Consider the following 14,468-nt stretch of genomic DNA (forward strand, 5'->3'; position numbering starts at 1 on the left):
TTCTAAAATTAATCAGTTAACTTTAGAATTCGCTAGATTAGTCGATACTCCTTTTAAGTTTTTTGCTCCGTTTAATGCATCGTCTACCATACTAAATGTTTTCTTGCGTTTCATTTGGTTATAGTAAATTGCTCTTTTTCGAATTGGATCACCAGTATAATATCTTTCATATTGAAGAGCTCTTTGTCCAAAAGCTTCTCCACATAAATCCCATGCAAGTTTGAATAATTGAATTCGTTCTAAAGAGGATACTCCTTCACGTCCAACATAGTATTTATCCATTGCATCTCTTAGCTCCGGATGTTCAAAGTCTGCTTCTGTTGGTGACATTAATAAACCACCTGCACCAATTGTTTGAATCACTTCAATTGCTCTTGGGTACATAGTTGGAAGCAAGCCACGAATTGTCTCAAGTGGTTCCCATGCCGGTCTTACTTCGCCTGAAGGTAATGTCTCATACTCTGTTTCAGAAACTCGAAGTAAAGCACGAATTGTTTCAACTGATTGTAGTAGTTCACCTAAGTCATTTTGGACATTTAAATAAACATCTACTCCAATTGAATCAGCTAATTTGCAAGCTACCTCTACTGCAAAAGCTAATTTTACGTAGCCTCTTACGCCAGACTGATGAGCAGGCTGTTGTGCAATACCTGTTTTGGGATATAGATTATTTGCAGCTTCAACATTATTATGAATAAATACACGATTCCAAGGGATTAACACATCTTCAAATACAAGGACAGCATCCATCTCTTCGAATCTAGATGCTAATGGATGATCAAAAAATGATCTTTTACCATCTTGCATTTGCTCTCTACATAAAATTTTTAATCCCGGCGTGTCAATCGGAAGTGCAAATGCTAAAGCATATCGCTCATCACCTTCGTGGAATCCAGGGAATGAATAAATAATGACTTCATCTGTAATTGGTGCTAATGTTGCAAGCATTTTAGCCCCTCTAACAACTAATCCATCAACCGTTTCTTCAACAGCACCTAAATGTGTAAATAGATCTTTTTGTTCATAAGATGGCTTACTGCGATCATTTTGTGGATTAATAATTGCGTGCGTTAAGAAGACGTCGTTATCACGAACAAATTTGAAATAATTTTGGACATTTTTTGACCACTCTGGATTATATTTATCTAAAAACCATGAATTACTTGCCATTGAAGTTAAGACAATGTTCAAGAAATCTGGTGTTCTTCCCATTAAACCAAATGTTGACTTTGCATATGCTTCGAATAAATCTCCACGCTTTTTAATATCCTCAGATGACTTAGGCACTAAAAATGCATTAGAAATTCGCTCACCAGTTTCTTCACAAATATGTGTGATTTTTTCTTGATAAGCTGGATCGAACTGCATATCATATAATTTTGCAATCTCTAGAATCGGTTGTTTGAAAACTGGATGGTTTACGATATCTTCTACCTTTTCTCCACCTAACCATACGTCTGGCTTTCTAGATTTTAGTCCATCAATATATTGCGCTCCTGTACGAATACCCATTTAATAATTCCTCCACTCCGATATGTAATTTTTTTAAACTTTGTTTTTTAAATCGAATTCGGAAATTTTTTAAAGCACTTTCAAAAAGATCAATTTCACTATCTTAAATTATTTACATCACCTACTACTTTTTAATTAACTTAATTTCACTATAAAAAATTATAAAATTTAGAACAATCAAAAAATTTCATAATGTGAAATTTCTTATAAAAAAATGATTAAATTAATTTTTTACACTTACAAAAAAAATAAGACACCAATGGCGTCTTATTTAAAGTCCTTCCAAGAGATATTACTCTCGTTAAGTAACTCTTCGAATGATTTATTTTTCTCACGTAATCTCTTTTCTTCACGAATACGTGCTTCTTCTTCCTCTTTTAGCTTCGTTTCATTTTCTTGCAATTGTTTTTTTGTATTTTTTAATTTTTGAAGAATTTCTTCATTCATTAATGATCCTAATGATATTTTTTCTTTCTGTTCATACGCTGGTTTTACAGGCTGTTGTGGTTTTCTTTTTTTCATATTATATCACCTTCCATTTCCATTATTTTATAATAATTTATAGTAGAAAGAGAAGTATTTCATCTTTACATATATTATAAAACTACTATTTCTCTTTTTTCAAATGCTAAAACTCAGATTCTTTTGGTTCTTCATAAAAACAATAGGATGCCGCAGCATCCTATTGTTTATTTTTATATTTAAAAATCTGCATTTCCTGGTGTACGTGGGAATGGTATTACATCACGGATATTCTTCATTCCTGTTAAATACATAACAAGTCGTTCAAATCCAATTCCATAACCAGAATGTTTTGTACCGCCGTATTTTCTAAGCTCCAAATACCACCAGTAATCTTCTTCATTCATACCAAGTTCTTTGATTCGCTCTACAAGGATGTCTTCTCTTTCTTCACGTTGACTTCCTCCGATTAATTCGCCAATACCAGGAACTAATAAGTCTGTCGCAGCTACTGTCTTGCCATCTTCATTTGCTCTCATATAAAATGCTTTAATTTCTTTCGGATAGTCAGTTACGTATACAGGACGCTTGTAAATTTCCTCACTTAAGTAACGTTCATGTTCAGTTTGTAAATCTGTTCCCCATTCAACTGGGTAGTCAAACTTTTTACCAGAGTTCTGTAATAATTCAACAGCTTCAGTATAAGTAACTCTACCAAAGTCAGATTCTAACGCATTCTTTAATCTTTCAATAAGTGTTTTATCAATAAAACTATTAAAGAATTCCATTTCTTCAGGTGCCTGTTCAAATACATAATTAATTACAAACTTAACCATGTCTTCACCAAGATCCATAATATCTGGTAGTTCTGCAAAAGCAACTTCCGGCTCAATCATCCAGAATTCTGCCGCATGTCGTGCAGTATTTGAATTTTCTGCTCTAAAAGTCGGACCAAATGTATACACATTACGGAAAGCAAGGGCATAAGCTTCACCATTTAATTGGCCACTTACAGTTAAGTTAGTTTCTTTACCGAAGAAATCCGCGCCGTCATCCACTTTTCCGCCTTCAGCTTTTGGAACTTGGTTCAGATCCATTGTAGTCACACGGAACATTTCTCCTGCGCCTTCTGTATCGCTTCCAGTAATGATTGGTGTATGTACATATACATATCCTTTTTCTTGGAAGAACTTATGAATGGCATATGATGCAAGAGATCTTACTCTGAAAACCGCTGAGTAAGCATTCGTTCTTGGACGTAAATGAGCGATTGTTCTTAAATACTCAAGAGAATGTCTCTTTTTTTGTAATGGATAATCTGTATCTGATAATCCCTCAATCACAATTTTTGTTGCTTTAATTTCAAAAGGTTGTTTCATTTCCGGAGTTGGAATAAATTCACCTTCTATTAAAACAGTTGAGCTAATAGGTAACTTCGTAATTTCTTTGAAGTTTTCAAGATTGTCCTCAAATACTATTTGTACACTCTTAAAGAATGTACCGTCGTTTAACTCCATAAAACCAATTGTTTTAGAATCACGAAGAGTACGAATCCATCCTGAAATTTGAACGGTTTGGTCTTTAAAATTTTCTTGATTTCTGTATAAATCTTTTACTACAGTCTTTATCATAATTAGCCTCCTTATGTTAATTTTCCAATAAAAAAAGCCTTCTATCCCTATAAAAGGGACGAAAGACTAACTTCCGCGGTACCACCCAAATTGTCATAATATGACCAACTTTAAAGCTAACACTGCTTATCCCAGTTAATAACGTGCTGGTAACGTCTAAGCCTACTTAAGTGATCCCTTTCGGTTAGAACTCAAAGGTGTTCTTCATTCATGCTTCATCACTAGGCTTCCACCGTCCCTAGCTCGCTATCGAATATAGCAAAAACTACTGTCCTTTTCATCGATTTAAAATATGTAGTTTTTAAAGGAATTTTTCTTGTATAATTTATCATAAATCATAATCTCTTGTCTAGTTGTCCCTAAAAATATATTCATTGGAATCTATACTTTTAAACAGCTTAACCTAATTAAATCGATCTGATACACAACATTTTCCATTTGAGCCTTTTGATTAACCAAGCTCCATCTTCTTGCCTTTTTACTTACTCATGAACACCTCATGAGTAACCTAGCTCCATCTTCTTACCTTTTTACTTACTCATGAACACCTTATGTGTAACTAAACTCCTTCTTCTTACCCTTTTACTTACTCATGAACACCTAATGGGTTAGCATATTTCATATTTTGTATTTTTTCCTACTCATGAATCCTTTTATATCTTATAAGGATTATTTATGAACATGAAGCGACAATGTTTAATTTATAAACTCGTCATTCTTAATTTAATTGTCAAAATCCCTTTATTAAATTTTCTTTTTCCTATGATACACTTTACTAAAAAGGAGGGTTTAATTTATGGCTAGAGCTGAAGAATTGTTAAGGGATAAATTTGTTTGTTCGAAATGTAAACATACACACGCGAAAACTAAAGAAGTATCAATGTCCGGTTCAGGTTTAAGTAAATTACTAGATATTGATTATAATCATTTTTTATTTGTTTCTTGTTTAAATTGCGGTTTTGTTGAGGTTTATAATCCTTCAATTTTAGAAGGTAAAACCCGTGGTGAGTTAACGACAATTCTTGATATTCTTTTCGGATAGAGAGTGATGGTTCTATTATGATGATCTGGCTTGTTGTAGCTGTTCTTTTTCTTATTTATTTTATTGGAGTTGGCTACTATTTTACGCAGCAAGTTTTGTTTATGAAAACAAATTCACTTGAGTTTATTTATCAGCGCGAGTTGGAAAATTTCCGATTTGATGAAGGATTGTATCGTTCTGTTCAAAAACAACCCTTTTCTATCCAATCTCGTTATGGATACGAATTAAAGGGATACTTGTTTGAGTCCTTTGATACAAATAATTGGGTCATTATTACACATGGTGTAACGGTTAATAAGAATAACTCAATTAAATATGCTGAGCTATTTTTAAGGCTTGGCTTTAATGTACTTACTTATGATCATAGGCGACATGGGGAGTCAGGTGGTCATACAACTAGCTATGGATATTATGAGAAATATGACTTACAATCTGTTGTTCAATATTTAAAGGATTTAAAAGGTGAGATTGTTCTTGGCATTCATGGAGAGTCAATGGGAGCATGTACAATGTTACAATATGCTGGTTTTGTTGAGGATTCTGCAGCTTTCTATATTTCAGACTGCGCGTTCTCTACATTCGAAGAACAGCTTACATATCGTTTGAAAATGGATTATAAACTTCCTAAATGGGCAATCCTTCCTGTTTCTAGCATTTGGTTAAAGCTTCGGAATGGATTTTTCATTAAAGATATTTCTCCTTTATCGGCAACACATAATATTAAAAATCCTGTTTTATTTGTTCATAGTAAACCAGACCCTTATATTCCATTTACACATACACTTAAATTATTCGAAGCGAAAAATCAAAATAAGAGAGAACTATTCATTGCCGAAAATGGTGCCCACGCTATGAGTTTAAATGAAAACAAAGATGATTACTATTCAATTGTTTCATCTTTTTTAAATAATATTGGCGTTAACCATAATTCAATATAAAAACTGGACAGAGTTTTTCTCTGCCCAGTTTTGGATCTATTAAAGAGCTGCCTCTAAAATTTTCAATGCATCTTCTTGATCTAATTTTTTAAAGTTACCAAATGGACCATATTTAACCGTTTTAGCAGCCATTTCAGGTAGTTGTTCTTTTGTAATACCGTACTCACTTAAACGACTTGGTGCACCGATTGAGTCCCAGAATGTGCGTAAAGCTTTAATACCAGCTAATGCCCATTCTTCTTTTGACATTGATTCTTGCCTGATATCAAATACTCTAGCTGCAAATTGACAGAAACGATCAACATTTTCGCTCATTACATATTCCATCCAATGAGGGAAAATAATTGCTAATCCTCCACCGTGTGGAATATCTGTTACTGCAGAAACTGCATGCTCTATATTATGTGTAGCCCAATCACCTTGGACACCCATACTTAAGATTCCATTTAATGCCATTGTTCCACTATATAGTAGTGTTTCACGCGCTTCATAATCATCCAATTTCTCTACTGCGATTGGAGCAGTTTCGATAACTGTTTTTAAGATTCCTTCACAGAAACGGTCTTGAATTTTTGTATTCGTTCCATGGTGGAAATATGACTCAATAACATGTGACATTATATCCACTGATCCATAAACTGTTTGATCACGAGGAACTGTAAATGTATTTTGAGGATCTAGGATTGAAAACGTTGGGTAACTAAATTTACTTCCCCAACCTAATTTTTCATTTGTTTCCCAATTTGTAATAACTGACCCAGCGTTCATTTCTGAACCAGTTGCTGCAAGTGTTAATACTGTTCCAAATTTTAATGCATCTGTTGGGAATGCTTTACGTGTAATAATATCCCAAATCTCACCATCAAATTTCGCACCAACTGCAATAGCTTTTGTACAGTCGATTACTGAACCACCACCAACAGCTAAAACAAAATCAATATTTTCGTCTTTACAAATTTGTATACCTTTATGAACTGTTGTTAATTTCGGATTTGGTTCAACTCCGCTTAGTTCATAAACTGTTTTGTCAGCTTCTTTAAGAATATCTACTATTTGATCATATAGGCCATTTCGCTTAATACTTCCACCACCGTATACAACTAAAACATTCTTTCCAAAGCTAGCAGCCTTTTCTTTTAACTTTTGTACACTATCTTTACCAAATATTAATTCTGTTGGATTTGCGAATGTAAAAAAATTCATATGTATCCCTCCTATTGTTCAAACTTAATTTTAACTTAAACAATCGAAAGGATGCATCTTAAACGACTTTTGTTTCGAATATTTTTTCATTTATTGGGAACACTAAATAATCGTATGAATGATTCATAATAAATCTAACTTTCTCATATTTAAATCCCACTTTTTCATATAATCGGCGGGCAGATGTTTTGTCTTGATCAACATTTAATGAAACACGAGTAATCCCTTTGTTTTTGGCAAAAGAAAGTAATCCCTCTAATAATTCAGTTCCAATTCCTTTGCCTTGATAATCTGGATGCACTGATAATGTATCAATATAAAAATCTTCATCATCTGCTTCCTTATCTACTTTTACATTTTGGATATTTAAATTACGACTTATTATTTCAAGCATTTCACGATCAAGTACTGATAATTCTAAGGAATGGTAGGCTATAATCACTCCTACAACTTTCCCTTCAATTTCTTTCACTAAACAATTATGGTAACTTAGTCGATTTTGTTCAGATTGAACATAATATTCTAAAATTGGGGTTGCTTGTTCGTATGATGTTGTCCCTGTTAACATAAATACAATATCTTCAATCGCTTGTACAATTAGAGGGACAATTTGTTTGGCATCTTCTTTTTTTGCTATTCGAATCATGAATTGTCACTCCTTAACATAAATTTTTACTTAGTTATCTTTAACATTTTTTTAGTATAAAAAAAATAACCTTTTCATTTTATACTAAATTCATGTTAATTTCATATTAAAAGTTAATACTTTATTAAAATACCCCATTTATTTTAACATAAATGTAATATATAATAACTTTAAGATGTGTAGGAGGAAATTTAATATGTCTGATGTTCAAATTAAGGTTTTAGATAATGGTCCTTTACGTGTAACTGGAACAGTTGATTTAGTTGATGCTGAAGGGAATACATATCCGCAAAAAGCAGCTTTCTCATTATGTCGATGCGGCATGTCAAGTAAATTACCATATTGTGACGGTACTCATAAAGGAAAATTCGAATCTGTCGTTCGAGCTCCTAAAGAATCAGAATAATTTCATTTTTCTGGCGCCGATTATTGAGCAATCCTAAATAATCGGCTTTCTTATGCCCTCATACCTTTATTATATTTGAATCATTCATAATACTGATCTAATCACATTTTATATTTAGGGAATGTACTATTTAGGGGGAAAACAATATGAAAAAGGTATTAGCTTCAGTCGTTTTATCTGCAGCATTAGTAGTACCAGGTGTAACTGCATATGCAGCGCCAAATGCAAATGAATTAAAATCTTATTTAGTTAGTATCAACCTAACTCAAAAACAATTAGAGGATTATTTAAATTCTTACTACGGTGAGTCGATCTCTGATTTCGATTCAGTTGATGAGTTAAAAGATACTTTAGGTGAAAGACTTACACAAAAAACTTTAGACGCTCTTCTAGATGAGTACGGTTACACTGAAGATGAAATTAAAGATCTAGCAGTCTACTATGATGATATGGACAAAAATGCATCATTACTAGATACGTATTATTTTACTTCTGATATCGAAAACTTAATTTATTTAGATGAAGATGAGTCAGGTAGTGTAGAAGATCAATTCCCTTCTATGGAAGATATTTCTTCTGCTCTTTCAGAGTTTGGAATTACTCAAGCAGAAATTAATAATCTATCTGCATACTTAGAAAAAGTTGTAAATGATGATCCTGCTGTTGAAGCTAAATTAGAAGCATTAGGAGAACGTGCATCTGCTTTAGAAGAAAAGTATCCTGAAATTTTCTCAATGGATTCTGAGGCTGCTCCAAAAGAATTACCAGCTGAATTAAAAGTAGAATTAATGAATATCGTAAAAGAGCTTCAATCTACTTTAAAAATTGATATTAAAGTTGCGATTGAACAAAATGGCGTTAAATCTCCTTTAACTTTTGCTAAATTACTTACTATGGATGATTCTATGGATTCTATGGAAAATATAAAAGTATATTTAGAGATTTATGATAATGCTGGTAATCTATTATTAGACGCTGTATTTTCACCAGATGAACTTTTAGGTGATGACCAGATTGTAGATATCGTTAAAGATACTCAAAAAGCAATTAAAAACCCAAAACCAGCAACTAAGAACCCAAAACCTAATGTTATTGTAAGAACGGAAAATGGCGGTAAACTTCCTACTACTGCAACTCATACAACTGAATGGACAATGGTTGGTATGTTAATGATGTTAGCTGCTGTTGTTTTACGTAAAAAGGTAATTGTTAAACGATAAGCTATGAATCGTAAACGAAAAGTTCTACTTATATTTTCAGCACTCCTTTTTATTGTCGGATTATTTTTTGCTACAACAAATGCTTATTCTTTAATTAAAACCTACGTACTGTATAAACAGTCTAAGGATGATTTCAAAAAAGAAATCAAAACAGAAACAGCAACTAAATTGAAGCAAATTAAAAGAGATGAACCGCTTTACAAGACTTATCCTAAATTTGGCGATGAAATGGGTACATTAACGATTCCTCGACTTCAAGCAACTCTACCAATCTTCCACGGGACAGATGAGGATGAGCTTGCAAAAGGAATAGGTCATTACGCTAAATCTGTGATGCCAGGTGAAAGAGATAATAGTGTTCTTGCTGGACATCGAGATACTGTATTTCGTGGGCTCGGTAAAGTAAAAGTGGGCGATCCGTTAATTGTTAAAACTTCGGCTGGCACATTTACTTACAAGGTTCATAAAATTCGTATCGTTGATAAAGATGATCGCACTGTTATTATTCCAAAACCAAGACCAACTTTAACGGTAAGTACTTGTTATCCGTTTAATTTTATTGGACATGCACCGCAGCGCTATATACTTGTAGCTGGTTTAGTCAAATCAGAAGTAAATAAATAAACAAAAAAATGCTTACTATACAATAGTGAGCATTTTTTTATTAGTAGTTTCATATTTTTCATTAATTTTCTAGTACAGCCCAAAATTTTTCGTTATTTAAATTGCGAACACTCCATTGGTAGTGTCCATCACTGCAAGTTTCTGAAAAGAAATTTGCCGAATAAATACTATAAAATAAAACGTATAAATGGATTGTACTTCTAACCTCTTCTCCTAATCGATCAACTACTTTATTTAAATATTTTGCTAGCTTTATTTCACCCAATTCATCATATAAATCAAATAAAATCCAGCTTAATGCAACATCAAATAACGGGTCTCCATATAATGTCATTAATCCGAAATCAATTACACCATTAATTTGTCCATCTGAATTTACTAATAGATTTGATGGATAATAATCACCATGTACTAATGCATATTCCCCTTCATATCCAACTGAAAATGCATCTATTAAACGTTTTAATTTCACTTCGTAATCTGATACATCTCTTTTCAAATAATAATCTACTTCTGTATTCTTTCTTAGTAGCGATTGCTTTAAAAAACCGTTCCAGTCCTTTGAAGAAACTTCTTCATAATCACTTAATAATTTAATGCCTTTAAATTGCTTTTCTAATTCAATCCTTTGAATACTTAATATTGTAGATAGATAGTTTTCAAAGAAAGAATCTAATACTTGCTCATCATAATTTGATAAATCCTTTTGTATATTTCTGCCTTCAATTCGTTTTTCAATTGTTAAAACAACGCCCTTCTCTTTTATAATCTCGTGAATTTTAGGTAATTCAAAATTTGCATCACTAGAATTCATTGATTCATAAAATTGCTTTAATATTTCTAGCTTTGAATGGGCTGTTGGTTTATATAATTTTAAGACTCTCTTTTGATCATAAGAGTAGACTTCTGCTTCTTGTCCCTTTCCTAAAAAATTCAATTCGCTTATATTGTACTTTTTCAAAATGTAATCCCTAACATTTTGTGTGATCATCTTTTGTTCCCCATTTTCCCTTATTTATCTTTTTTTCAATTCTATTTCCATCTATTCCTACTTCTTCCAAAATAGCCTACTATTTCTTATACGGCAATACAAATTATTTAATGATTTTTCTCCGTATTAGCTTCCTACTCTTCTTTTGATACCCATGAACCTTGTGCTTTTCGTATGTAGAGTATTTGCCCGATATGATAAGCATTATGTGTACATAAATTAGATAATGCTCCCCACCAGACTGCATCTACTGGAAAGTTTGGAATTTGTTCATAAAGCTTTGATTCATCTGCTTCTTTTATGGCTTGCTGCCAATTCGCTAAATTCTCGTCTAACCGTTCAACAAGCTCCTGCCAATATTCCCTTGTTAAATTTTCCATTTCTCGAAAAGTTGAAGCATTACTATCGATTACTTCAGTTGGTATTTCTCCTTTAAATCTTCTCAACCATCGTTCATTATAGAAATACAGATGGTATACGATTTCAGCGATCGTATGAGTAAAATCATTTTGTCTCCAACTTATATCCTCTAAACTTAAATTCTCCAATGCTACATTTAAAGGTTGAATCCAACTTTCAACATTACGACAGACTTCCAATTGATCTAATATAAACTCTTTTTTACTCATAGATCATTCTCCTTTGTTAATTTTATACTTTACGATATGTACTTTCGTGGTTATTACTAGATTCACCTTTATTACTTTATGATTTTAACTTATTAAAAAATGCACTACTTTTTTAAAAAGCAGTGCATTCTTGTAACGGGATAGGAGAATCTTTTGAAGCATAACGATAAAATCTTATACTAATGAACTCTGAATAGATTAATTGTTGCTCCAGCACCTTGTAACAACTTAACATCTCCAACAAAGTCAAATAATTGAAGTGAAATTGTATCTCCAGCTTCTAATGGTAAGATCATTTGACTACCGTAAATGGATCTATTCACTTCATTTACGATTGCTGATGCATTAATAGGTCTACCGTTTATTAATATTCTTGTAGATACGGCTAATAGTGCATTTAAATTCACAGTGTAAGTAATAAAATAATTACCTGGTGCCTCAACTGTTAGTCGATCATTTGCTCGATCAATTGTAATTCCTTCACCTAAATACTGAAATGATGGAAAAGTTACAACTGTTCCTTCTTGTATTACTGAAATTGTTCCACCACTATTTGTAACAAATGCAAAGCTTTCGCCAGGAGGTATTGGTGGACAATGATGTCTTGGGTGTCTTGAATGTCTCATATTATCACCTTTCATTATTATTAGACATAAATCCTCTTAGGAGTAACATATTAAAGACTTGTCTATATAGTTTATTAATATGAAAGTTTTTTCTTTTCGTTACAGCATGTCCACTAGTTTTTTTATTTTTTTCAATTTTAATAGAATAAAAAAACTTAGTCATCATCGGACTAAGTTCTGTTAAATCATATAGTATTGCGAGTTCTATGACCTCTCTAGTACATTTACAATCCGATTTAATAGTTCATTTTGCTTCTTTAATTCCTCGTTTCGGATTTTAAATAATTTATAGAAGTAGGAGATTACTACTATAAGACCTATAGGAATTGCAATGTAAAAAAGCATAATAATGATTGGAAATATACCTAAGGCTACATCCATTTTAACACTCCACATCCTTTATAGTTTATATTTAGATTATGTTAACCTATACAATCTTTATGTCTTTAAAATAGGGAAAAGGAATAAGAAGTGTCTACAAAGTATAGAAAGAATGCAAAAAAAGAGAGTCTCAAAAGTACTTTGACTTTTAAACTCTCTCTTGCCGGTCTACAAATTGAATGTAATTAACTTTGTTTCAATTTTTGTTTTTGATCTAAAAAATGATAGATTGCATGGGCTACGCCTGCTTCTTCATTTGTTTTTGTAACAAATGTACAGTAGCTTTTTAGTTCTTCTTTCGCATTTCCCATAGCTACTGGAAAACCTACTCGATTAAACATAGAGACATCATTAAAACTATCGCCAATTGCCATGCTCTCATTTAAATCTACTCCAAGGATTGGTGCAAGCTTTAATAATGCCGCTCCTTTACTTACATTTGCTGCATTAATTTCAACGTTATTTGAGCCTGACGAAGTAATTAATAGTCCCTCTTCTTGCATTAGTTTTAGACGAATGCGACTAATAACCTCTTCATTCTTGGAAAGAAATAATATTTTATATACATCGAGATCCTTAAAATCTTCAATAGAAGAGTAAGTTCGAACCTTTCTTAAAGTAGCTGTCACTTTGTGTGTCTTGCCAGTTTGCTTATCAGTAAAAAATTCATCATATAGTGTATCTCGACACTTTGTAAATGATCCTTCACTAGTACTAATAATAAATGTTTTATTTTCTGCTTCACATATGCTTAAGGCTTTCGCAAAAATTTCTTTATCCATTGAATCGTTGTGCAAAATTTTTGCCTCATAGTCATATATTTGGGAGCCATTTAAACAGACAATCGGACAAGTTAGACCAGCTTCATCTAATACTTCCTTTGCACTTTCATACATTCTACCTGTAGAAATGACAACATGGATTCCTTCCTTTTGTGCTGCCCGGATGCTTTCAACATTTTCCATAGGTATTCCATTCTTACCATTTACCAGTGTACCATCCATATCAATTGCAATTAATGCCATGTCGTTCTCTCCTTTTCTACTATTCTCTTATAATCTGAATGCTAACTATTCACCAATTCTACTAAATTATTCTTATTACAATTTATCTATTTCTATTTTATGATTTCATTCTCTATTATTATAACGCAAAAAAAGACCTTCTGCATTTCAGAAGGTCTTTGGACTGCCTACAAAACTCATTTTCTAACCATAATAAAGCCTATAACTCTATCTCAATAATCTCCTTACCAACCAAGCGTGCGCCTTGTTTTGCTACGACAATTCCACTTGTAGAAGTGAATACGTTGTTTGCTACAATTTTATCCATTACTTGATTGATTAATGTTGGATTAACTGGAATGGTTGGATTGTCTACTGTTAGCGTAACGACCTTTTCGTTTTCATTTAAAAATTTAAGTTCTAATGTTTGAATCATGTCGCTTTCCTCCTTTTTTATAGACTGTTTAAAAGTAGTCCATTGCTTAATACTTCTAGTTCTACTAACGGTAGATCTTGCAATGATGCTAAAGCATTGCCAATTTCACTTAGCTTCACTAAATCAACATCAACTCGGACATTTTTATATGCCTTCCTCTTGATCATGATTTTTCCTTGTGCGTCTTTTCCTGCATGTAAATTTACATACAATGTTAGTTGTTGAGTAGCAATTTGTGCCATTTTCAACTCCCCCTTTCGATGTATATGTACTTAAAAAAGAGGGAGTTTTCGTTAACGGTTCATTATTTTTTTTGATTTTCAAGATCCAATTTTCACGTCCACAATATCACTTAATAACAGCTCCATATATCCAGCTTGTTCTTCATAAATGGATAGCCTATTTTGGTGTAAATTAATTTTCCCTATTTTTCCTTTTACATTATGGTGATAGTGATCTTTATAATAAGTAATTTGTACACTTTCATCTTCGTGAATTGCCTGTTGAAGATGACGGTTCATTTCCTCTAATAGTTGTTCATCTACATCTTTTTGTTGTTCATAATTTTGTGATACTTTCCAATCACGAAGCATTTTTACATGTTCTGGTAACATCATTGACGTCCATTTAATCGTGCCACGGTCACGTATCATCGGCATTCTTCTCCTTTTTTCTCATTTTATCTTAGGTAGAACTAGTGGTTTTCACCTGCAGGGA

Annotated in this window: 17 protein-coding genes and 1 other annotated feature; of the genes, 5 read left to right on the plus strand and 12 right to left on the minus strand. The window is 32.5% G+C overall.

Going from position 1 to position 14,468, the window contains the following annotated elements:
- Nucleotides 1-12 precede the first annotated feature (12 nt).
- The 3 genes from AB1282_RS21715 to asnS all read right to left on the minus strand — a co-directional run bounded on the left by AB1282_RS21715 (nucleotide 13) and on the right by asnS (nucleotide 3,605).
- Nucleotides 13-1,512 carry a 4-hydroxyphenylacetate 3-hydroxylase family protein gene (locus AB1282_RS21715; protein ID WP_056475573.1) on the minus strand — a complete coding sequence of 500 codons (1,500 nt, stop codon included), beginning with the start codon at nucleotides 1,510-1,512 and terminating at the stop codon, nucleotides 13-15.
- Between the two features lie 267 nt (nucleotides 1,513-1,779).
- Complete coding sequence (locus AB1282_RS21720) at nucleotides 1,780-2,034, minus strand: YqkE family protein (protein WP_056475570.1); 255 nt, start codon at nucleotides 2,032-2,034, stop codon at nucleotides 1,780-1,782.
- A 179-nt stretch (nucleotides 2,035-2,213) separates the two neighbouring features.
- Nucleotides 2,214-3,605 carry an asparagine--tRNA ligase gene (gene asnS, locus AB1282_RS21725; protein WP_056475567.1) on the minus strand — a complete coding sequence of 464 codons (1,392 nt, stop codon included), beginning with the start codon at nucleotides 3,603-3,605 and terminating at the stop codon, nucleotides 2,214-2,216.
- Between the two features lie 51 nt (nucleotides 3,606-3,656).
- Nucleotides 3,657-3,895: a binding site (T-box leader), on the minus strand.
- A gap of 506 nt (nucleotides 3,896-4,401) precedes the next feature.
- On the opposite strand from asnS, the gene AB1282_RS21730 reads away from it, so the two are divergent.
- Both AB1282_RS21730 and AB1282_RS21735 read left to right on the plus strand, forming a co-directional pair.
- The gene (locus AB1282_RS21730; RefSeq protein ID WP_056475564.1) at nucleotides 4,402-4,647 is read left to right on the plus strand and encodes a zinc ribbon domain-containing protein; all 246 of its coding nucleotides are present in this window, start codon (nucleotides 4,402-4,404) and stop codon (nucleotides 4,645-4,647) included.
- Nucleotides 4,648-4,664: 17 nt separating this feature from the next.
- Entirely contained in the window at nucleotides 4,665-5,585 is a 921-nt protein-coding gene (locus AB1282_RS21735) for an alpha/beta hydrolase (RefSeq protein ID WP_056475562.1), read from the plus strand.
- Nucleotides 5,586-5,624: 39 nt separating this feature from the next.
- Here the strand turns inward: AB1282_RS21735 and AB1282_RS21740 are convergent, their stop codons facing one another.
- A complete protein-coding gene (locus tag AB1282_RS21740) occupies nucleotides 5,625-6,788 on the minus strand; it encodes an iron-containing alcohol dehydrogenase (protein ID WP_056475558.1) in 1,164 nt (387 codons plus the stop codon).
- Between the two features lie 58 nt (nucleotides 6,789-6,846).
- A complete protein-coding gene (locus tag AB1282_RS21745; protein WP_056475555.1) occupies nucleotides 6,847-7,434 on the minus strand; it encodes a GNAT family N-acetyltransferase in 588 nt (195 codons plus the stop codon).
- Nucleotides 7,435-7,630: 196 nt separating this feature from the next.
- Here AB1282_RS21745 and AB1282_RS21750 point away from each other — a divergent pair, with 196 nt between their 5' ends.
- The 3 genes from AB1282_RS21750 to AB1282_RS21760 all read left to right on the plus strand — a co-directional run bounded on the left by AB1282_RS21750 (nucleotide 7,631) and on the right by AB1282_RS21760 (nucleotide 9,684).
- Entirely contained in the window at nucleotides 7,631-7,840 is a 210-nt protein-coding gene (locus tag AB1282_RS21750; protein WP_056475552.1) for a CDGSH iron-sulfur domain-containing protein, read from the plus strand.
- 146 nt (nucleotides 7,841-7,986) lie between these two features.
- A complete protein-coding gene (locus AB1282_RS21755; protein ID WP_056475549.1) occupies nucleotides 7,987-9,060 on the plus strand; it encodes a processed acidic surface protein in 1,074 nt (357 codons plus the stop codon).
- A gap of 3 nt (nucleotides 9,061-9,063) precedes the next feature.
- A complete protein-coding gene (locus AB1282_RS21760) occupies nucleotides 9,064-9,684 on the plus strand; it encodes a class D sortase (protein ID WP_056475543.1) in 621 nt (206 codons plus the stop codon).
- 61 nt (nucleotides 9,685-9,745) lie between these two features.
- Here AB1282_RS21760 and AB1282_RS21765 read toward each other — a convergent pair whose 3' ends face one another.
- From AB1282_RS21765 to AB1282_RS21795, 7 genes are all read right to left on the minus strand, one after another.
- Nucleotides 9,746-10,675, minus strand: a complete 930-nt coding sequence (locus AB1282_RS21765) for a phosphotransferase family protein (RefSeq protein WP_056475540.1) — start codon at nucleotides 10,673-10,675, stop codon at nucleotides 9,746-9,748.
- Between the two features lie 134 nt (nucleotides 10,676-10,809).
- Nucleotides 10,810-11,304 carry a DinB family protein gene (locus AB1282_RS21770; protein ID WP_056475537.1) on the minus strand — a complete coding sequence of 165 codons (495 nt, stop codon included), beginning with the start codon at nucleotides 11,302-11,304 and terminating at the stop codon, nucleotides 10,810-10,812.
- Between the two features lie 179 nt (nucleotides 11,305-11,483).
- Nucleotides 11,484-11,930 carry a BclA C-terminal domain-containing protein gene (locus AB1282_RS21775; protein ID WP_056475534.1) on the minus strand — a complete coding sequence of 149 codons (447 nt, stop codon included), beginning with the start codon at nucleotides 11,928-11,930 and terminating at the stop codon, nucleotides 11,484-11,486.
- Nucleotides 11,931-12,496: 566 nt separating this feature from the next.
- Nucleotides 12,497-13,336 (minus strand): Cof-type HAD-IIB family hydrolase, encoded by an 840-nt coding sequence (locus AB1282_RS21780; RefSeq protein WP_056475533.1) that lies wholly within the window; start codon nucleotides 13,334-13,336, stop codon nucleotides 12,497-12,499.
- A 199-nt stretch (nucleotides 13,337-13,535) separates the two neighbouring features.
- Nucleotides 13,536-13,751: a DUF2922 domain-containing protein gene (locus tag AB1282_RS21785; protein ID WP_056475532.1), complete on the minus strand. Its 216-nt coding sequence runs from the start codon at nucleotides 13,749-13,751 to the stop codon at nucleotides 13,536-13,538.
- A gap of 17 nt (nucleotides 13,752-13,768) precedes the next feature.
- The gene (locus tag AB1282_RS21790; protein WP_056475529.1) at nucleotides 13,769-13,993 is read right to left on the minus strand and encodes a DUF1659 domain-containing protein; all 225 of its coding nucleotides are present in this window, start codon (nucleotides 13,991-13,993) and stop codon (nucleotides 13,769-13,771) included.
- A 78-nt stretch (nucleotides 13,994-14,071) separates the two neighbouring features.
- A complete protein-coding gene (locus AB1282_RS21795) occupies nucleotides 14,072-14,404 on the minus strand; it encodes a YolD-like family protein (RefSeq protein WP_056475525.1) in 333 nt (110 codons plus the stop codon).
- Nucleotides 14,405-14,468 lie beyond the last annotated feature (64 nt).

Origin of the sequence: Gottfriedia sp. S16(2024) (genome assembly GCF_050473765.1) — a bacterium.
Lineage (GTDB): Bacteria > Bacillota > Bacilli > Bacillales > Bacillaceae_G > Gottfriedia.

Excerpts from the sequence above, each read along its gene's own strand:
- AB1282_RS21730 (WP_056475564.1), top strand. The coding sequence starts at position 4,402 with ATGGCTAGAGCTGAAGAATTGTTAAGGGATAAATTTGTTTGTTCGAAA.
- AB1282_RS21770 (WP_056475537.1), bottom strand. The coding sequence starts at position 11,304 with ATGAGTAAAAAAGAGTTTATATTAGATCAATTGGAAGTCTGTCGTAAT.
- AB1282_RS21720 (WP_056475570.1), bottom strand. The coding sequence starts at position 2,034 with ATGAAAAAAAGAAAACCACAACAGCCTGTAAAACCAGCGTATGAACAG.
- AB1282_RS21755 (WP_056475549.1), top strand. The coding sequence starts at position 7,987 with ATGAAAAAGGTATTAGCTTCAGTCGTTTTATCTGCAGCATTAGTAGTA.
- AB1282_RS21785 (WP_056475532.1), bottom strand. The coding sequence starts at position 13,751 with ATGATTCAAACATTAGAACTTAAATTTTTAAATGAAAACGAAAAGGTC.
- AB1282_RS21745 (WP_056475555.1), bottom strand. The coding sequence starts at position 7,434 with ATGATTCGAATAGCAAAAAAAGAAGATGCCAAACAAATTGTCCCTCTA.
- asnS (WP_056475567.1), bottom strand. The coding sequence starts at position 3,605 with ATGATAAAGACTGTAGTAAAAGATTTATACAGAAATCAAGAAAATTTT.
- AB1282_RS21790 (WP_056475529.1), bottom strand. The coding sequence starts at position 13,993 with ATGGCACAAATTGCTACTCAACAACTAACATTGTATGTAAATTTACAT.
- AB1282_RS21760 (WP_056475543.1), top strand. The coding sequence starts at position 9,064 with ATGAATCGTAAACGAAAAGTTCTACTTATATTTTCAGCACTCCTTTTT.
- AB1282_RS21795 (WP_056475525.1), bottom strand. The coding sequence starts at position 14,404 with ATGATACGTGACCGTGGCACGATTAAATGGACGTCAATGATGTTACCA.
- AB1282_RS21775 (WP_056475534.1), bottom strand. The coding sequence starts at position 11,930 with ATGAGACATTCAAGACACCCAAGACATCATTGTCCACCAATACCTCCT.
- AB1282_RS21715 (WP_056475573.1), bottom strand. The coding sequence starts at position 1,512 with ATGGGTATTCGTACAGGAGCGCAATATATTGATGGACTAAAATCTAGA.
- AB1282_RS21750 (WP_056475552.1), top strand. The coding sequence starts at position 7,631 with ATGTCTGATGTTCAAATTAAGGTTTTAGATAATGGTCCTTTACGTGTA.
- AB1282_RS21765 (WP_056475540.1), bottom strand. The coding sequence starts at position 10,675 with ATGATCACACAAAATGTTAGGGATTACATTTTGAAAAAGTACAATATA.
- AB1282_RS21740 (WP_056475558.1), bottom strand. The coding sequence starts at position 6,788 with ATGAATTTTTTTACATTCGCAAATCCAACAGAATTAATATTTGGTAAA.
- AB1282_RS21735 (WP_056475562.1), top strand. The coding sequence starts at position 4,665 with ATGATGATCTGGCTTGTTGTAGCTGTTCTTTTTCTTATTTATTTTATT.
- AB1282_RS21780 (WP_056475533.1), bottom strand. The coding sequence starts at position 13,336 with ATGGCATTAATTGCAATTGATATGGATGGTACACTGGTAAATGGTAAG.